At 44.2% G+C, this 18243-nt stretch carries 16 protein-coding genes; 10 read left to right on the top strand and 6 right to left on the bottom strand.

Annotation, left to right across the window (positions count from 1 at the left end):
- The first annotated feature begins 38 nt into the window (after positions 1–38).
- Positions 39–2675 carry a DUF748 domain-containing protein gene (locus tag DXX93_RS18875; protein WP_116009460.1) on the top strand — a complete coding sequence of 879 codons (2637 nt, stop codon included), beginning with the start codon at positions 39–41 and terminating at the stop codon, positions 2673–2675.
- 45 nt (positions 2676–2720) lie between these two features.
- On the opposite strand, the gene DXX93_RS18870 is transcribed toward DXX93_RS18875, so the two are convergent.
- From DXX93_RS18870 to aroQ, 4 genes are all read right to left on the bottom strand, one after another.
- Positions 2721–2903: an oxidoreductase-like domain-containing protein gene (locus DXX93_RS18870; protein WP_116009459.1), complete on the bottom strand. Its 183-nt coding sequence runs from the start codon at positions 2901–2903 to the stop codon at positions 2721–2723.
- Between the two features lie 107 nt (positions 2904–3010).
- Positions 3011–4357 carry an acetyl-CoA carboxylase biotin carboxylase subunit gene (accC, locus tag DXX93_RS18865; protein ID WP_116009458.1) on the bottom strand — a complete coding sequence of 449 codons (1347 nt, stop codon included), beginning with the start codon at positions 4355–4357 and terminating at the stop codon, positions 3011–3013.
- A 23-nt stretch (positions 4358–4380) separates the two neighbouring features.
- Positions 4381–4839 (bottom strand): acetyl-CoA carboxylase biotin carboxyl carrier protein, encoded by a 459-nt coding sequence (accB, locus tag DXX93_RS18860; protein WP_116009457.1) that lies wholly within the window; start codon positions 4837–4839, stop codon positions 4381–4383.
- A gap of 56 nt (positions 4840–4895) precedes the next feature.
- Positions 4896–5354: a type II 3-dehydroquinate dehydratase gene (aroQ, locus tag DXX93_RS18855; protein WP_116009456.1), complete on the bottom strand. Its 459-nt coding sequence runs from the start codon at positions 5352–5354 to the stop codon at positions 4896–4898.
- Between the two features lie 585 nt (positions 5355–5939).
- Between aroQ and DXX93_RS20830 the strand changes: the two genes are divergently transcribed.
- Genes DXX93_RS20830 through ung form a run of 4 tightly spaced genes read left to right on the top strand, consistent with a single transcriptional unit; the run spans position 5940 to position 10403 of the window.
- On the top strand, positions 5940–6089 hold the full coding sequence (locus DXX93_RS20830; protein WP_181902271.1) for a hypothetical protein: 150 nt from the start codon (positions 5940–5942) through the stop codon (positions 6087–6089).
- The gene (locus DXX93_RS18845; protein WP_116009454.1) at positions 6067–7266 is read left to right on the top strand and encodes a hypothetical protein; all 1200 of its coding nucleotides are present in this window, start codon (positions 6067–6069) and stop codon (positions 7264–7266) included. Before DXX93_RS20830 ends, DXX93_RS18845 begins: the two co-directional genes overlap by 23 nt.
- A gap of 1 nt (position 7267) precedes the next feature.
- Positions 7268–9709 carry a bifunctional diguanylate cyclase/phosphodiesterase gene (locus DXX93_RS18840; RefSeq protein ID WP_116009453.1) on the top strand — a complete coding sequence of 814 codons (2442 nt, stop codon included), beginning with the start codon at positions 7268–7270 and terminating at the stop codon, positions 9707–9709.
- 34 nt (positions 9710–9743) lie between these two features.
- Positions 9744–10403, top strand: a complete 660-nt coding sequence (gene ung, locus DXX93_RS18835) for a uracil-DNA glycosylase (RefSeq protein WP_116009452.1) — start codon at positions 9744–9746, stop codon at positions 10401–10403.
- A gap of 131 nt (positions 10404–10534) precedes the next feature.
- Here ung and DXX93_RS18830 read toward each other — a convergent pair whose 3' ends face one another.
- Positions 10535–12370: a protein-disulfide reductase DsbD gene (locus tag DXX93_RS18830; RefSeq protein ID WP_116009451.1), complete on the bottom strand. Its 1836-nt coding sequence runs from the start codon at positions 12368–12370 to the stop codon at positions 10535–10537.
- Positions 12371–12373: 3 nt separating this feature from the next.
- Positions 12374–12685, bottom strand: coding sequence for a divalent-cation tolerance protein CutA (cutA, locus tag DXX93_RS18825; protein WP_116009450.1), 312 nt, complete (start codon positions 12683–12685; stop codon positions 12374–12376).
- A gap of 176 nt (positions 12686–12861) precedes the next feature.
- Between cutA and DXX93_RS18820 the strand changes: the two genes are divergently transcribed.
- From DXX93_RS18820 to DXX93_RS18800, 5 genes are all read left to right on the top strand, one after another.
- Positions 12862–13437 carry an FxsA family protein gene (locus tag DXX93_RS18820; protein ID WP_116009449.1) on the top strand — a complete coding sequence of 192 codons (576 nt, stop codon included), beginning with the start codon at positions 12862–12864 and terminating at the stop codon, positions 13435–13437.
- A 372-nt stretch (positions 13438–13809) separates the two neighbouring features.
- Positions 13810–14100, top strand: coding sequence for a co-chaperone GroES (locus tag DXX93_RS18815; RefSeq protein WP_116001882.1), 291 nt, complete (start codon positions 13810–13812; stop codon positions 14098–14100).
- Positions 14101–14239: 139 nt separating this feature from the next.
- Entirely contained in the window at positions 14240–15892 is a 1653-nt protein-coding gene (gene groL, locus DXX93_RS18810; RefSeq protein WP_116009448.1) for a chaperonin GroEL, read from the top strand.
- Positions 15893–16117: 225 nt separating this feature from the next.
- Positions 16118–17314 carry a tyrosine-type recombinase/integrase gene (locus tag DXX93_RS18805; RefSeq protein WP_116009447.1) on the top strand — a complete coding sequence of 399 codons (1197 nt, stop codon included), beginning with the start codon at positions 16118–16120 and terminating at the stop codon, positions 17312–17314.
- A gap of 67 nt (positions 17315–17381) precedes the next feature.
- On the top strand, positions 17382–18236 hold the full coding sequence (locus DXX93_RS18800; RefSeq protein ID WP_147302722.1) for a hypothetical protein: 855 nt from the start codon (positions 17382–17384) through the stop codon (positions 18234–18236).
- Positions 18237–18243 lie beyond the last annotated feature (7 nt).

Here is an 18243-nt window from a genome sequence, read left to right as displayed (position 1 = left end):
AGTATTAATCAATAGCATAAATTAATAGCAGGTAGGCAATGAAAATCGTCAATAAATGGTCAACCTTAGGTGTTTTTTTCATTGTTCTGCTGTTGCTAGTGATGTACGCCAGCGCCCCTGTCGTCGTGTACTTTGCCAATAAATCACTAGCACAGCAAAATCTCGCTGTTGATATTCAGCAACTAACCGTTAATCCTTTCATTTCGGCAATTGAAGTAGAGCAGTTCTCGCTCAATCATCGTCCGGCGAGTCAGCAAGAAAACTCGACAGCTTTAGACACAACATCAATGCTCACGCTGCAACACCTAGCAATTAAACTGGACACTTGGCAGCTAATCAAAGGCGAAATACACGTTGAGTTTGTTGATTTACATGGTATTCAAGTGTTCAGCGAGCTTGCTGACTCTCAGGTGTCTTTTTCTGGCTGGCAACCTCGCTCAGAAAATTCAACAGCTAAGCCATCAAAAGAGGGCAGGGCTCCTAGCGGCGATAATACGCAAGTGTGGTCCGTTCGCGGAGACTTGTTAACGCTTGAGAATCTTAGTTTTTCACTGAAAGCGAAGCGAGAGCATACTTGGTTAGTGCATCGCTTGGCCATCAGGGAATTGAACGCCTCTCAGCGCTCGCAAAGTCCAGTGCCGGAAATTGCTTTTAATCTCGCGTTAGAAAGTGATTTTAACCGCCAGCCATTCAATGTTGAGCTAACCTTGAGTCACCTTGAAAAAGTAACTCAAATTGACGTTCGAAAGTTCGAAGCCAAAGCTCGAATTGAAGACTTTATGCAATGGCTACCACAGGATAGTCAACTCTCAGGCATGGCTGACTTAGCTTCAACAGCGAGACTAACTAAAACGGAAAAAGCTCAAGGTGCTTATTGGCAAATTGCCGATTTAGACACGCAATTCAAGTTAAACACGCTGGCGTTAACCTTACCCGAAGGATCAGCTGATGCGCTTGATGGTTCAACGCTGAAACTCGGCGATATGGCAATAAACTTGGCTTCAGAGCAGTTCGCGATGCGCACCGCGAAGCCATTGGGTGTAGGGGAGCCATTAGGTTCAGCTGAGCAAGTGGGTGCAAGTGGCACAGGTGAACTCGCTGACAATCTGGAAGGGAGCTTGCTCGCGCAATTGTCGCTTCATCAACTGAACTGGTTGCTCGCCAATGGCGACACGTTAGCAGCCATTGAAGAGATTATCGTCAATGATCTTAATGTAAAGGTTACAGAGCAAGCGATCGATATCGCATCGTTGAGCCTAAGCAACGGCATTATTTCACAAGCACAAGCGTTGCATTCAATCGCGTTAAATGGTGAGCAACCAGACGCTTTGCTTGACATTGATATGCTTGATATTACCGCACTATCTTTTACTTCCTCTACATCGCCTATTGCTCCTGCTGCGTTAAATATTGCTGATATTGCCCTTAAACTTAAACGTGCGACAGTATATAAAAGTCAGCTCATGCCAGCCGAAAACTGGGTGCTCGCGCCGCCAGTTGTACCAGAGTCTTCGAATCAAGAATCAACTCAAGCCGTTTTGCCTGCAGTGAAAACAGAGCAAAGCCAACAAGCTTCTACAGCTAATCTCGTAGCTAAACAGGAAACTCCACTTGCTGAACCGTCAGAAACAAAAGCAACTGACGAATCAGTCACCACAGTTCACATTGATAATATTGCGATTTCAGGAGCCGCCGAGCTAAACATGTTTGACTATACGCCGAGTGAGCCCGTTACTCAGCGCTTGCTCATAGATGAGTTCAACCTGAAAAACATCAATTCACTAGCGCCAACCCAGGCTAGTCCATTTGTATTAAACGGCCAACTTGGCAAGCGAGCCAAGATTGAAGTTGCTGGTGATATCTATCCTTTTACTGAGCATCTGGATTTGAATATTAAAGGGAAGCTCTCTTCTGTTAACCTAGCAACCTATTCCCCCTATGTTGTCGACGCCATTGGTCACAGAATTAGTCAAGGTCAGCTAACGTCAGACTTTGCCCTAAAGTTGCAGGAACAGCAGATTAATGGTGAAGTGACCACCTTGCTCAAAGCAATGGCGTTAACGTCAGCCCCCAAAAAGGACTCAAAAAAAACGAGTGGCAGTCTTATTCCCATCAATGCGGCGATTGGCCAATTGGCCGACAGCCAAGGCAATATTGAGTTAACATTCCCGCTGACGGGTGATATTAATCAACCAAACTTAGGCATTGGTGGTTTAATTTCCTTAATTACGGAAAAGGCGCTCAAAGAAGGGGCGAAGAATTATATGATCCAAACCTTCTTACCTTATGCCAACATCATCACAGTGGCTATGCTGGCGAGTGATTCTCTGTTCGAAATTTCGATGGAAGATTTACCGTATCAATCTGGCCAATTAGCACTTTTGGAGCCTCAACTGGCATATGCTAAGCAACTGGCTGCGGTGATGGCGCAGCAAGAAAGTGCGCAAGTGGTGATCTGTCCCAAAGTGAATGCCTTGGATATAACAAACTCAGCGGGCACTGCAGTAGCCGAGCCAAATATTCAACTTATCGCGTTTGGGGAGGCTCGGTTAGATAAATTTACCGATCATTTAATTGAGGAGCTGGGCATTGACGCCGAACGCATTATTCATTGCCAAGCAAGGATTGAGGATGAGAGCCAAGCCAAGTCTCGGCTGACTTTTGCCATAAAATAAGCGGGTTAGTAAGGTTTTGCGCTGCGATTCAAGGCAGAGAAGAGCTTAGGCTTCGCCGTGTTGCTCTCTGATTTTTGCTTGCTGAATGCGCCACTTTTGCAGTCTCTCGTAGTAGTCATCCCACACACAGGGGCAACAAGCACCGCCGCCACAGCAATCGTCATCCGCAGGCGGATTTGGCTTTTCTCGTTGATCTTGTAAAGGTTGCACTGTGGTTATCTCAGACATTTTTAGCACTTATCTTTAGTGAGCAGGCAGTATACGAAATATTTCGAATATAAAAAACGCTAACCTAAGTTAGCGTTTTTGTTGAGCAAATAACGGATAATTAAGCGCTATTCTTGCTCAGCGAGTTTTTTCTCTAGGTAGTGAATATTCGCACCACCGTTAACAAAGCCTTCATCACTTAAAATATCTTGGTGAAGGGCGATGTTGGTTTTAATACCATCAACTACTAGCTCGTTTAACGCATTGCGCATACGAGCAATCGCCACGGCACGATTATCACCATAAGTGATCAACTTACCTACCATTGAATCATAGTGCGGTGGCACTGAGTAGTCGGCATAAATGTGAGAATCCCAGCGCACACCTAAGCCACCTGGTGGGTGGAAGCGAGTGATTTTACCCGGTGAAGGAATAAACGTGCGTGGGTCTTCGGCATTGATACGACACTCAATGGCGTGACCGGCAATTTTAATGTCTTCTTGCGTGTACGACAGCGGTTGACCCGCAGCAACACGCAGTTGCTCTTTGATCAAATCAACACCTGTGATCATCTCAGTCACAGGGTGCTCTACCTGAATACGGGTGTTCATTTCAATAAAGTAGAACTCACCGTTTTCGTATAGGAATTCGAACGTGCCCGCACCGCGGTAATCAATTTCGATACAAGCATTACAGCAACGCTCACCAATTTTGGCGCGCATTTCCGGGGTAATGCCCGGCGCTGGTGCTTCTTCCACGACTTTCTGGTGACGACGCTGCATCGAGCAATCACGCTCACCTAAGTGAATGGCATTACCTTGGCCGTCGGCGATGACTTGGATTTCAACGTGACGAGGGTTTTCTAGGAATTTTTCCATGTAAACCATATCGTTGTTGAACGCTTGGCGTGCTTCCGTTTTGGTAAGCTGAATCGCTTCTAATAGCTCTGACTCTTCGCGTACCACGCGCATACCACGACCACCGCCACCACCAGAGGCTTTGATGATCACTGGGTAGCCAATGCGCTTACCGTGAGCAAGGTTGGCTTCGTTGTCGTCAGTTAATGGGCCATCAGAGCCAGGTACACAAGGTACGCCAGCAGCTTTCATCGCGCGAATTGCAGCGACTTTATCACCCATAATGCGAATACTTTCTGCTTTTGGACCAATAAAAGTGAAGCCTGATTGCTCAACTTGCTCGGCAAAGTCGGCATTTTCAGCTAAGAAGCCATAACCTGGGTGAATTGCCACGGCATTAGTGACTTCTGCTGCGGTAATAATACTTGGAATGTCTAAGTAACTTTCTGTCGCTGGTGGCTTACCAATACAAATGGTTTCGTCGGCCAGCAGTACGTGTTTAAGATTGCGATCCGCTGTTGAGTGCACCGCTACCGTTTTAATACCGAGTTCTTTACACGCGCGCAGAATGCGCAATGCAATTTCTCCTCGGTTGGCGATAACTACTTTTTCTAACATGAAATTACCCTTAATGGTTGGGCTTATTCAATGATGAATAGCGGTTGGTCAAATTCAATAGCGTCTTCGTTTTGCGCTAAGATCTCTTTAATGACACCAGACTTGTCTGCTTCGATTTGGTTCATCATCTTCATCGCTTCAACAATACATAAAGTATCGCCAGCGTTAACGTGTTGACCTACTTCAACAAATGATGGTGCGTCAGGTGATGGTGAAGCGTAGAAAGTACCCACCATAGGTGAACGTACAATGTGGCCTGAAAGTGCCGCTGGTGCACTTGCTGCCTCTGCAGGCGCTGCGGGTGCAGCAGCAGGTGCTACTGGTGCTGGTGCCGCCATTGGCGCAGCTTGCATAACAGGTGCAGCCACCATAGTGCCGCCTTTGTTAATGCGAATAGACTCTTCGCCTTCAGAAATTTCAATTTCGTTAATACCTGATTCTTCAACGAGTTCGATCAGTTTTTTGATTTTTCTAATATCCATGTTTACACCTTGTTGTCGCGTGTGGATTCTTATTTATGCTCGGCGCTGCGCGTAACTTACGCGAGTGCTAAATTTACTAATTGCTGATGTGCACTATCGAGTGCACAAAAATAACCATGACTACCTAAACCGCAAATAACGCCAACCGCGACATCTGAAAAGTAAGAGTGATGCCTGAAAGGTTCGCGCTGATGTACGTTTGATAAATGCACTTCAATAAATGGAATGCTTACTGATAACAGTGCGTCACGCAGCGCGATACTGGTATGGGTATAGGCTGCTGGGTTGAAAATAATAAAATCAATTTTTTCAAAAGATTGATGAATTTTATCAATCAGTGCACCTTCTGAATTATGTTGAAAGTGCGTTAAGGTAATGCCTTTTTGCTCAGCCGCTTGAGTTAAATTCGTCATGATTTCGGCCAGCGTTTCGCGACCGTAAACCTCTGGTTCACGCTTGCCAAGCATGTTTAAATTGGGGCCGTTAAGTACCAGAATGTTGAATTTTGCAGTCATCTTTATCAATTTTGCGTGAAAAATGTTATTAACTATTGATGTTGTCACAAAAGATTTAAGATGAGAACCGTGTTGCGCAAAAAATCACCTTAAAATTTAATTTTCGACACATTATAGTGATTTCGACGAATTTGGCAGCAAAATACTGGTCTAATCACTGAAGTATGTAAAATGCTTTGCGAGTTTGAGTAAATTAACTACAATAACTTAATTGCTCGCATCTATTTGTTTCTGTTCAACTAATTGTGTGGCAATAAACTGTAGCCATAGCGCTGTGCTCGTTAACATAGTGAAGTACACAAGGACGTTGTTATTAACAAGCTCATTCTCCTCGTTATTTTCCTTGCTTTATGTTCAGCTCCCTCACTCGCCGCGGAGGTTTCTGCCGTTGTCCATCCATCGGCTTCGACTACTCAGCTGTCGAAACTTGAGCTGAGAAGAATATTTTCTAAACGCATTACCCGGTGGCCCAACGGGCAGCCCATTATTGTGTTTGTCTTGGCAAGTAGTGACCCGTTACACCAGCGCTTTTCAAAAGAGATCCTAAAGATATTTCCGTATCAACTCGACCGAATTTGGAACAAAATGATTTTCTCCGGCGTCGGCAGTGCCCCGATTGTCGTTAAAGATCACGCAACACTACTGGAAGAAGTCAGAAATACTCCTGGTGCAATTGGTTATGGTGAGGGAGTGGCACATCAAGGAGGAATAAATGTTATTAAAATCAGTGGCTAGTGCCAAAGCACTGATATGGTTATGTGTTGCGCTAGCGAGTACTGACGCTAATGCTGCCGAGCGAGATTGGCAAGTACATGGCTTTATCGCTCAGGGAGTCGCTAAGTCGCAAGGGAGCGATTATGTCAACGATGATGGTAATACGTCGCTAGAGCTGACAGAAATAGGGATTAACGCATCGTATCAAGTCAACGAGCAAATCAGGCTTGCCGGGCAAGCAGTTTATTTAAATGCCGGTAATCGCCTTGCTGAAGGCGCTAGAATCGATTACGCCTTGTTAGACTGGTCGGTTTTCCAAACACCGCAAAGCCAACTCAATATTTATTTGGGACGATATAAAAACCATCACTGGCTCTACTCAAGTACTCGTGATGTGCCGATGACTCGGCCTTCTATCGTGCTCCCCCAAGGCATTTACTTTGATGGTTTTCGCGATATTGCCGTGGGTGGCGATGGCCTTGCCATTGCGTACAAGCGCAACAACGAGCAGTGGGGCGAATTTGACTTTAATTTCAGTTATGGCACGTCGAGTATTTCGGATAAACAAACCGAAATTATTCTCAGTGAACTTGCGATGGGGCGCATGAGCCACGAGCGTGATCATCAAGCTAGCATCTTTTGGCAACCGCAAGCGAGTCAATGGCGGTTTGGCATTTCAGCGTTAGACAGTGAATTTGCTTATAACATGGGTAGAACAGACAATTTTCTCGATGCAACGATTGTTTTACAGCGTTATCTCGTCAATGGCCGTTATGAGGGAGAGCTTTGGGAGTTTAGCGGCGAGGCAATGCAGGAGCGCTTCTTACTTGAAGGCTTTTATACCTCAGATTTCCAACAAGACAATATCGGCCAAGGTTTTTTCCTGCAAGCGCGTTACCAGCTGACAAACAGCACTAAATTATTGGCGCGTTTTGAGCGATTTTATGCGAATAAGGACGACCGAAAAGGTAACAACTTGATGGCGACCACCCATGGGCAAGTGCCCAATTATTTTGGTTTCCAACACGATAATGTCGTGGGGATGTCTATCCAGATTGCCAACCATTTGGAGTTACAGTTGGAACATCACTGGGTTGAAGGGACCGCGCGGCTGACGCCCGTTGTTGTGCCCAATACACAGATCAACGACAACAAGTATTGGCAGTTATGGGCCGCTCAACTGATGTACTGGTTTTAACATGAATCGCACTTTTGTCAGCGTACCATTAAAGTTACTGTGCCTCATTGTTGGCACTTTGCTCTTGATGAGCGCTGGCTTTTCCAGTCTGTCGTTGTGGCGCTTAGAGCATGAGTTTACCCAATTTCAACGAGACAAATTAAATCTAGGCAGTGCCCAATTCAGTGTTGAAAAGTCGCGCCTTGATAACCAAATCCGTATTTGGGTTGAGTCATTTTCGGATATTGTCGGTGTCAATGAACAGCCGACTTTTAACCCGTTAAGCGAAGCAGTTGCCGAGCAGTTTTACGCCCTTCAGTTACACCTTAACGTGGAAAACCTCTGGTTAATTGATGAAAACTTACAAACCTTGTGGCTGTCTTCAGAAACAACCCCCAGATTGGTACGAGAGCACGCGATTGAAGTCTTAAATGTGCAAGAGCCGTTGAGTTCAATTCTCTGCGATCGCGATTGTCAGCTTTATACCAGCGTACCAGTGATTAATGAGCAGGGGAAAATTGCCGTGGTTACTATGTCAGCTTCGTTGATTGACGTGATTTTCTCGCTGCACCAGAGTTTGGACAGCAATGTTGCAGTCATTAGCGTGCCTTCGGGACAAACCTTATCATTGCAGCAAGTCTCTTTTATTTCGGCATCTAATCAGGCCTTACTGAAAAAAATATTTGCACAGCGGCCTGAGCAGCTATCGCTAGCGCAGGTCATGGACGAAGGTATTCAATTAAGCCAGGCTGACAACCATTTCTTGTTGAATTTTATGCCTTTGGCAACTACCTCGTCGCGCGAATACTTCTTGGTATTGATTGATGATGTCAGTGTGTTTAAAGAGAAAAATGAAAGTTACCGAAACTATTTTTTAGTCACTGAACTGTTTATTTTTATCACCCTTGCCATGCTAGTATTTTTCGTGACTAGCCCATTTGCCCGCCGCTTAATCAACCTTGCCAATGCGCTCCCGATGTTGGCGCGTCGAGAGTTCAATGAATTTCGCAAAGTGCCGCTTAAACGCCGCAGCTTTTTTGTTGATGAGCTCGATATTCTGGCCAACGCTGCGCAAGAGTTAAGTTTTGAATTAGAGCAGCTTAATCTGGAAATTGAACAGAAAACGAAAGAGCTAGAGAACATTGCCATGTATGATTTGCTGACGGGCCTGCCCAACCGCAACATGCTTAATTTGCAATTACACAAACTGGTCGCCAGTTTGCGCCGCCGTGATGATGGCATTGGTGTGTTATTCCTCGATTTAGACGACTTTAAAAAAGTGAACGACAGCCATGGTCATGGCGAAGGGGATCGCTTGCTGGAAGAGGCCGCGAATCGCATTCGCACCAGTATTGATACGGTTGATTTAGCGTGTCGATTTGGCGGTGATGAATTTGTGATCGTCTTACCGCAAATATCGTCGATTGACGAAGCGATAGCAACAGCACAACAAATTCTCACTCGCTTTAAGCAGCCAATCAAAGTCGGCTCAGGCGTGTTTTATGTCTCTACCAGTATTGGTATCGTCTACAGTGATAACGAAGCGCTGCGTGCCGATGACTTGGTGAGCTTTGCCGATATTGCCATGTATGAAGCGAAAAAAAGTGGCGGCTCTCGATATCACATTTATCAACCGGAAATGTTCACCCGTGTCGCACAGCGTGTCGAGCTTGAAGGTGAAGTTCGCCAAGCACTCCTCAAACAGCAGTTTAGCTTGAGCCTGCAACCTCAACTAAGCGCGAAAGATAAGAGACTCATTGGTTTTGAAGCGCTACTACGCTGGCATCATCCTGAACAAGGCATGATTCCACCCGACGAGTTTATTCCAATTCTGGAAAACTCGGAATACATGATTGAGTTAGGCTATTGGGTGATGCGTCGTTGCTTTGAGCTGATGAGTGAGTTTTTAGAACAAGGGTTAGTTGACGTGCGCATAGCGATTAACCTGTCGGCGATGCAATTCTTAGATCCTCATTTAATTGACTACTTACGCCAGTTAATGCGGCGCTTTAATTTATCAGCTAAACACTTCGAGCTGGAATTAACCGAGCAGACCTTAGTGTCTGACATCGACAAGGCAATCAAAGTGATGAATAGCCTAAAACAGATTGGTTTCAGCTTTGCCATCGACGATTTTGGTACTGGCTACTCGTCACTTGCTTACCTCAAGAAAATGCCTGTTGATGTGATAAAAATCGACAAAAGCTTTATTTTCGGTATGTTGGAAAATCACTCGGATTACCAAATCATTATGTCGACCATTGCCATGGTGAAAAATTTGGGGCTTACCGTCGTGGCAGAGGGCGTTGAGAGTGGCGCTCAGTTGCGTAGTTTAACCATGAACGACTGTGATATTATTCAGGGCTATTATTTTTCAAAACCCGTACCGGAAGCTGAACTTCAGCACTTTATTGCTGATAAAGTCGTCGATGGTTTTTGGAAAACCCAAGCCAAACAACACTAACGCTCAACCGCTACTAATCAAAAAGAAATAGACAATGACGACGTGGACTGACCTTCTTGCTGCAGAAAAACAGCAGCCTTATTTTCAAGACACTTTAGCTTACGTGCAGCAGCGCCGTGCTCAAGGGGTAACTGTTTATCCGCCCAAAGACGAAGTGTTTAATGCCTTTCGCACCCCGGCATTTGATGAGATAAAAGTGGTGATTTTGGGGCAAGACCCTTACCACGGGCCTGATCAAGCACATGGCCTATGCTTTTCAGTGAAGCCGGGTATCAAGCCGCCACCGTCTTTAGTGAATATGTACAAAGAGCTCGCCACCGATATTGATGGTTTTGAGATCCCTAGTCATGGCTATTTGCAGCCTTGGGCTGAGCAGGGGGTACTGCTGCTTAATACTGTGCTGACGGTCGAAGCTGGGCAAGCTCACTCGCACAAGCATTTAGGGTGGGAGCAGTTTACTGATCGTGTCATTCAAACGCTAAGTGACAGTGGCCAAGGCATTGTATTTTTGCTGTGGGGATCGCATGCCCAGAAGAAAGGAAAAACGATTGATGGTAACAAGCACCATGTGCTCAAAGCGCCGCACCCATCACCGTTATCGGCGCATCGAGGTTTTTTCGGTTGCCGCCATTTCTCGCAAGCTAACCAGTTGTTGGTGAGCCAAGGTAAAACGCCCATTCAGTGGCAGGTATAAATTGGCAGAAATAGCGCGGCAGGTATAGCCCGTCGCCATTGAGCCTTTTACTTTGACGCTAACAAAAAACGCCGAGTTATTGCTAACTCGGCGTTTTGTTTTAACCGTTTGAACTATTGAAATTGGTGTGACTACTCAAATGTAGCATTTACGTGGGCAGCAAATTCTGGTGCGCCCATAAAGCCAGTTACACGTTTGTTACCAACTTCATTACCTTGCTTATCAAAGAACAGAATCGAAGGTAAGCCGAAGACATCAAAGTGTTCCATCAGCTCGACCGAGCTTTGTGAACCAGTGTCGGTTAAGTCAATTTGTACCAGTAAGGTATCTGACAGTGCTTTCTGTACTTCCGGTTTCGGGAAGGTGTATTCTTCAAACTCTTTACAGGCGATACACCAGTCAGCGTATAAATCTAGCATGACTGTTTCACCGCGCTGATTCGCCTGAGCAATCGTCGTTTCTAATTCTGCAAGATTGGCTATGCGCACAAAGTGTTTAACATCAGACTCATGGCTGCTGGCAGCAACGGCCGGTTGTGGGAACACTTGTTTGTATAGCTGGTTTGCACCGACAAATAGCGCTAGGAAAATCACTAAGCTACGCGCACCATACCAGAAGTTTTTATTGGTATTTTGATTCGCTACGTAGAAGTAAGTAGCGGCACCTAGAATAAGTAACGACCATAGTGCACCAGAGATACTTACTGGTAAGAAGCGCTCTAGTAAGAAAATAGGCACAGCTAATAGCAATATACCAAAGATGTTCTTGATGATGTTCATCCAAGCACCAGCTTTCGGTAGTAATTTACCACCAGAACTACCCAGTACTAACAATGGTAAGCCCATGCCAATACTTAGCGCGTATAGCGCAGCTGCACCCAAGACAATATCGCCAGTTTGCGAGATGTAGATTAATGCGCCAGTTAATGGGGCTGTGGTACAAGGTGAAGCCACTAAACCTGAGATTGCGCCCATTGACGTTACGCCTGTGTATGAGCCACCTTCTTGCTTGTTGCTCATTTCGTTTAGCTTGTTCTGCCAGCTTGCCGGTAGTGCTAGGTTAAACATGCCAAACATCGAAAGCGCCAAGAATACGAACAGCACACTCAAGACGATTAGTACCGCAGGGTGTTGGAACATGGCTTGGAATTGGGCACCGGCAAGCGCTACCACGACACCTAAAATCGTGTAAGTAATGGCCATACCTTGCACATAGAAAAACGAGAGGCTAAAGGCGCGTTTCGTTGATAAGTTATCGCCTTGTCCAACAATAATACCCGTTAAAATTGGGTACATAGGGAAAACACAAGGAGTGAATGACAATAATAAACCACCAGTAAAGAAGGCGATTAAAGTCACTAGCAAGCTTTCATTTTGCAACAGTGATAATAATTCAAACTGCTCGCTGCTGCCTGCTACAGCCGTTTCTGTGTTAGCTTTTGGCGTTGTCTCGGCACTGTTTGGTGTCGCGTTTAACGCCGCTAATACATTGTTGGTGTCGCTCGCTTTTACCGCATTTAAATCAACCGTTTTAGTGGTTGGTGGGTAGCAAAGGCCTTTTTCCGCACAGCCTTGGTAGCGAATGGTGACACTTGAACCGTCGGCCGCTTCAATAATTGGCAGCGTAAATTCTACGTCTTTATTAAAAATTTGTTGAACGCCAAAGAATTCATCTTCATGCTCTTTACCAGCAGGTAACTCAGCTTCCGCGAGCGTTGCCCCCTCGCTGGTAAAGCGAAATTGGTGGCGGTATAGGTAGTAGCCTTCTTTAACGTTAAAGCTAACGAGTAACTTGTCTTTGTTTTGGTGAAAATCAAAAACAAAGGCTTCGTCAACTTTTAAGAATTCATTGTCGTTGCTGAATAAGCTAGACGCTGAGGTGTCAAAAATACTGTCTTGTGCATGTGTATCAATTGGCGCTAGTGAAAGCACAAACCATGTCAATAAGAGTAAAGCGAACTGTTTCATAAACTACTTTAACGAACCTGCAATCCAGTCTAAATATGCGCTATTGCCTTGCTGGATATCTAGGGCAATAACTTCCGGTACCTCGTATGGGTGAAGCGCTTCGATACGAGCCGATAACTCGTCAAAGATCTCTGCTGATGTTTTGATGAACAGCAGCACTTCATCCTCTTTTTCAATTTTGCCCTGCCATTGATACACAGAAGTGATACCAGGCATCAGGTTGACACAAGCAGCGAGTTGCTCTGTGACGAGTTGCTCTGCGATTTGCTCGGCAACCATTCGGCTTGGGCAATTACACAATACGACTTGATACATGACTTTTCAGCAATTAGCACGGGCAAAAATAGTGGGCTATTTTTACCATGTTTAGGCCAATAATGCACCGTTATAGGTCATGAATAACCTCGCAATGCAGCTAGTAAGCGTATCGTGTGGTTGAAAATGACCCGACTACCCTCATATAAGTTTCAATAAAGTTTGCAGGTGGACTTATGTTTCGCGTTTTATTCTTTTTATTTATTGTGGTTCCGATTATAGAAATTGCGGTGTTAATGCAAGTGGGCTCGCTGATTGGCGCATGGCCAACGGTGGCGATTGTGGTCATTACTGCATGGCTTGGGGCAAAGAATGTTAAAGCACAAGGAATCGCGACCATTCAAAACTTACAAACTAAAATGGCGGTGGGCGAAGAGCCATCACAAGAAATTGTTGCCGGTTTGTTATTACTGGTAGCTGGTGTGCTGTTAGTCACCCCAGGCTTTGTGACTGACGCCTTTGGGTTATCATTGCTTATTCCACAAGTACGCAGTGGGTTAGTGGCGAGTGTGCAGCAGCACTTGGCAACGCAGACTGTACAAGGCATGCATGGTATGGGTGGTGCAAGTTTTACCTATCAGCAGCGTTCTACCTATGAGCACGGCTCTAGCTATCAGCAGGGCTCTGGGCAGTCATCAGGTCAGCAACAGGGCTTTGAGCAACACACGGATCCTTTTGACAAAGCGCGAACTAAAACGGGTCATGTCGAGCAAGGTAATACCATTGAAGGCGAGTTTGAGCGCAAGGACTAAAAAATTTAATTATCAGGGTTGTATTGGCAAAATACGGCCCTATTTATACTCGTGCCACCTCAAGATGTTTGATTTCAGCGTCTTCACAGGAGTTCAATATCAAGGCGCAGCTTGCAGGAATGGTTTTCCCTTTCAATAAGTTGCAACGCAGAGATTGAACTCCTGTGAAGCGCCCTCATTTTAGATAGTAGAGAAGGGTTGGTTTAAAAACGATTTATGCTTCGTTATTAATTTTAACAAGGGAATAACCATTATTTGCAATGAATGCCTTGCCTAAATCGTTTTTAATACCAACTGAAACAAACACTTTGAAGTGGCACGAGTATATCGTTCAAAAATTTACATAAACACTATTCTCAGGAGAGAACATTCATGAGCATTCGTCCATTACACGATCGCGTAATCATCAAACGTAAAGAAGTAGAGTCAAAATCTGCTGGCGGTATCGTATTAACGGGTAGCGCTGCTGAAAAATCAACGCGCGGTGAAGTTGTTGCAGTTGGCAACGGCCGCATTCTTGAAAACGGTGAAGTACGTGCCTTAGACGTTAAAGTTGGCGACCAAGTTATCTTTAGCGAAGGTTACGGCGTAAAAACTGAAAAAATCGACGGCGAAGAAGTACTTATTCTGAGCGAGGGCGACATCTTAGCCATCGTAGAATAACGAGCAAAGTTGACGAATTATTGCCGCGCATGCTGTAGCACAACATGCAGTATTAGCGGTGAATAAACTATTGCCATATCTGCTGTAGCACAACATGCAGCAACCAAGGGCGATAAGACGATAAAAGATAGGAATAAAAATCATGGCAAAAGACGTATTATTCGGTAATGACGCTCGCGCTAAGATGCTTAACGGTGTTAACGTTTTAGCGGATGCGGTAAAAGTTACCTTAGGTCCAAAGGGCCGTAACGTAGTATTAGACAAGTCATTTGGCGGCCCATCAATCACTAAAGATGGTGTTTCTGTGGCAAAAGAGATCGAACTTGAAGACAAGTTCGAGAACATGGGCGCTCAAATGGTCAAAGAAGTAGCGTCTAAAGCAAATGACGAAGCTGGTGACGGTACAACAACTGCAACAGTACTTGCACAATCAATCGTTAACGAAGGCTTAAAGTCAATCGCTGCGGGCATGAACCCAATGGATCTAAAGCGCGGTATCGACAAAGCGGTTGCTGCAGCTGTAGAAGAGTTAAAAGCGATTTCTACACCATGTGCTGATAACAAAGCTATTGAGCAAGTAGGTACTATTTCTGCAAACGCTGACACTAGCGTTGGTGAAATCATTGCCACAGCAATGGACAAAGTAGGCACTGAAGGCGTTATCACGGTTGAAGAAGGTCAATCGTTAGAAAACGAACTAGACGTGGTTGAAGGTATGCAATTCGATCGCGGTTACCTATCGCCTTACTTCATCAACAACCAAGAAAGTGGTGCGGTTGAATTAGAAAACCCATTCATTTTATTAGTGGATAAGAAAGTATCAAACATCCGTGAATTGCTAACAACGCTAGAAGGCGTTGCCAAAGCAGGTAAGCCACTACTTATCATCGCTGAAGATGTTGAAGGTGAAGCGTTAGCAACATTAGTTGTGAACAACATGCGCGGCATCGTTAAAGTAGCAGCGGTTAAAGCACCTGGTTTTGGTGATCGCCGTAAAGCTATGCTGCAAGACATCGCAATCTTAACAGCTGGTACTGTAATTTCTGAAGAAATCGGTATGGAGCTTGAGAAAGCGACTCTAGAAGACCTAGGTCAAGCGAAGAAAGTTGTGATCTCGAAAGACAACACAACGATTATCGACGGTATCGGCGAAGAAGCTGACATCCAAGGTCGTGTTGCCCAAATTCGCGGTCAAATCGAAGAAACAACGTCTGACTACGACAAAGAAAAACTTCAAGAGCGCCTAGCAAAACTAGCTGGCGGTGTAGCAGTGATCAAAGTGGGTGCTGCAACTGAAGTTGAAATGAAAGAGAAGAAAGACCGCGTTGACGACGCACTTCACGCAACTCGCGCTGCAGTTGAAGAAGGTGTAGTTGCAGGTGGTGGTGTTGCGCTAGTACGTGTTGCTGACAAGATCAAAGATGTTAAAGGCGACAACGAAGACCAAAACCACGGTATCAATGTAGCGGTTCGCGCAATGGAATCACCATTACGTCAAATCGTTGCTAACTGTGGTGATGAAGCGTCAGTCGTACTTAACGAAGTACGCAACGGCGAAGGTAACTTCGGTTACAACGCTGGCAACGGTTCATACGGCGACATGTTAGAAATGGGTATCTTAGATCCTGCGAAAGTAACGCGCTCTGCATTACAATTCGCTGCTTCTGTTGCAGGCTTAATGCTAACGACTGAAGCTATGGTCACTGACGCGCCGCAAAAAGATGCAGCTGCTCCTGCGATGCCTGATATGGGCGGTATGGGTGGTATGGGCGGAATGCCAGGCATGATGTAATCATCAGCTGACCATTTCACTGAAACACATCCTGTTTCAGAAAGCCCGTAAAGCAATGTTTTACGGGCTTTTTTAATGCCTTAACAATTCAATTTGTTTCACTCTTGTTCATGTTGTTTCATTTTTTTGAGGGTATAAAGTGGGGTATCGTTCCTTGCTTAACTTCAAAACCTTACCTTTATTTATAGTGATACCCCAATTTATACCCCATTGAGGAGTAATGAAGTGGCACTATTAGCAAACGAACTATTAAATCTTTCCTGTCCAGAAGACAAAAAACAAGTGAAGTATTATGATTCTAAAGGGTTGTATTTACTTGTAAAAATAAATGATTCGAAACTATGGAGATTTCGTTTTAAGTATGCCGATAAGCATCAAGAAATGGCTCTTGGAAAATACCCCGCGATACCCCTAAAAAAAGCTCGTGAAATGGCAGAAAAGGCGAGATTGCTTTTAGCTCAGGGTATAAATCCTATGGATGAAAGGAGAGAAAATAAACGTGTTAAAAATACTCCAGAGCGAGCATTTAACAAAGTAGCTCTAAAATGGTGGGAACATCAAAAGGAAACGTGGAGTGAAGATCATGCCGCCAGAATAAAACGGTGGATAGATAATGAAATGAAAAGCCTCGGTAAGCTAGCAGTAGAAGAAATTGATACAGGCCATATTACTGAACTAATGCTAAAGCTCGAAGCGGCGGGAACTCCCAAAAAAGCGCCAACAATTTTGTCTATCATAAATAGAATTTTTGGCTATGCACTCGCTCATAGACTTACCAGAACGAATCCCGCTCAAGGCTTACCTCTGAGTGATATTATTAAACCGTTACCCAAGGTGCGCTCTCATTCTGCCATCGTAAAACCAACAGAACTTGGTAAGTTAATCTATGCCATAGATAACACTCAATCAGGCTCTTATTGTACCTCAGAAGCTTTAAAGCTTATTCCTCGTATATTTTTAAGGCCAAACGAAATACGTAGCTTAAAATGGGAGTATGTTGATTTTGATGAGAAACTTATTCGAATCCCTGCTGAAGAAATGAAAAGAGATAGGGAGCATCTCGTACCATTGGCTCAACAAGTCATTGCACAGTTGAGAGAAATACAAAGTATCACAGGCTACTCCGAGTATGTGTTCCCAAATCACAGAGATGGTAGCAAACCAATGAGTAAAAATGTCATGACTAACCGTTTACGCGATTTAGGGTATAGTGCAGATGTGATGACCGCACATGGATTCAGAAGTTCAGCATCAACGCTATTACATGAGCGAGGCTGGCACCACGAAGTTATAGAAACACAACTTGCTCACCTTATAGGTAGCGCAACAACAAGGGCATATAATCGCTCAATTCACTTGGCTCAACGTAGAAAAATGATGCAGGAATGGGCTGATTATTTGGATAAAATAAAAAAACAATAGATACTGGTTTAATATACAGTTTTTTATCTCCATATATAAATGCATTAGTAATATGGAGATAAGCAAAGTGTTAAATACATCAAATGAAAGCGTTGGGAAAGTACAGCTTGTTTTAAGCAACGAAAATACAAAATATGCAGGAATAATTATTATTCTTAGCTTACTGCAAGTAGTTCTAACAAGTTGGATCATGCCAATGGTAGAACCAAAAGCAAAAAGTAATTCCCCCTCAAATCTTGCCAGTTTTAATCTCATGAAAGAGCAAGCTGTAAAAGAGCTTGAGTACATTGTGGTTAATGATCTGCGAAATGGCGTAGAACTAAGAGAAGGGAGTAAAATAACGATGGATGAAGAGTTTAAAAAGAGGAAAAACAAGCTTTTCTTTCACTATCGTGCGCTCATCAGAAACTTGATGTACTGCAAGGATTTTTCAGCATCATTATTAGGAGAAGTGCCTGACCTAAACTATTTCATTTTTTATGATATGAAAGAGGAAGCCTTAAAAGATGTTCTAACAGCCCTTCAGAGTGCAGGCGAATCTTTAGCTTGGTTAGAATCTGTAGAACAGGAGTATATTAATCAAGTTCAAATGGAAAATGACCTGACTAAGTATGTGGTTGAAAACCAAATCAAAGAGCAAACAGCAGAATTGATTAAAAAGCAAATAGAGTTCTTTCAGTCATTATTTGGTGGAGAGTTTTCATTACTAAACCGAGGATCAGAGCCTAACAAAAAGTTTGTTAAGTTCATGAAAGATACTGAAGTACTGATAGGTATTCACTCATTTGCTATTGAAAAATACAACGAAAAGATGAGCTTTTTTAAATCTCTAATTGTCTTGCTTCAAATATTTCTCGCGGTAATTACTGCTGTAATGCTATTTCAAAAAGAGTGGGTTTCTATACCTAAGTTAGAAGCTTAATATCTAC

This window comes from Thalassotalea euphylliae, from assembly GCF_003390335.1.
Classification (GTDB): domain Bacteria; phylum Pseudomonadota; class Gammaproteobacteria; order Enterobacterales; family Alteromonadaceae; genus Thalassotalea_F; species Thalassotalea_F euphylliae_B.
This window is presented reverse-complemented; position numbering and strand designations above follow the sequence as displayed.

What these genes read in the sequence shown, in the direction of transcription:
- DXX93_RS18815 (WP_116001882.1), top strand. Translation starts at nt 13,810, where the DNA reads ATGAGCATTCGTCCATTACACGATCGCGTAATCATCAAACGTAAAGAA.
- ung (WP_116009452.1), top strand. Translation starts at nt 9,744, where the DNA reads ATGACGACGTGGACTGACCTTCTTGCTGCAGAAAAACAGCAGCCTTAT.
- DXX93_RS18870 (WP_116009459.1), bottom strand. Translation starts at nt 2,903, where the DNA reads ATGTCTGAGATAACCACAGTGCAACCTTTACAAGATCAACGAGAAAAG.
- cutA (WP_116009450.1), bottom strand. Translation starts at nt 12,685, where the DNA reads ATGTATCAAGTCGTATTGTGTAATTGCCCAAGCCGAATGGTTGCCGAG.
- DXX93_RS18845 (WP_116009454.1), top strand. Translation starts at nt 6,067, where the DNA reads ATGTTATTAAAATCAGTGGCTAGTGCCAAAGCACTGATATGGTTATGT.
- accB (WP_116009457.1), bottom strand. Translation starts at nt 4,839, where the DNA reads ATGGATATTAGAAAAATCAAAAAACTGATCGAACTCGTTGAAGAATCA.
- aroQ (WP_116009456.1), bottom strand. Translation starts at nt 5,354, where the DNA reads ATGACTGCAAAATTCAACATTCTGGTACTTAACGGCCCCAATTTAAAC.
- DXX93_RS20830 (WP_181902271.1), top strand. Translation starts at nt 5,940, where the DNA reads ATGATTTTCTCCGGCGTCGGCAGTGCCCCGATTGTCGTTAAAGATCAC.
- accC (WP_116009458.1), bottom strand. Translation starts at nt 4,357, where the DNA reads ATGTTAGAAAAAGTAGTTATCGCCAACCGAGGAGAAATTGCATTGCGC.
- DXX93_RS18875 (WP_116009460.1), top strand. Translation starts at nt 39, where the DNA reads ATGAAAATCGTCAATAAATGGTCAACCTTAGGTGTTTTTTTCATTGTT.
- DXX93_RS18820 (WP_116009449.1), top strand. Translation starts at nt 12,862, where the DNA reads ATGTTTCGCGTTTTATTCTTTTTATTTATTGTGGTTCCGATTATAGAA.
- DXX93_RS18830 (WP_116009451.1), bottom strand. Translation starts at nt 12,370, where the DNA reads ATGAAACAGTTCGCTTTACTCTTATTGACATGGTTTGTGCTTTCACTA.
- DXX93_RS18840 (WP_116009453.1), top strand. Translation starts at nt 7,268, where the DNA reads ATGAATCGCACTTTTGTCAGCGTACCATTAAAGTTACTGTGCCTCATT.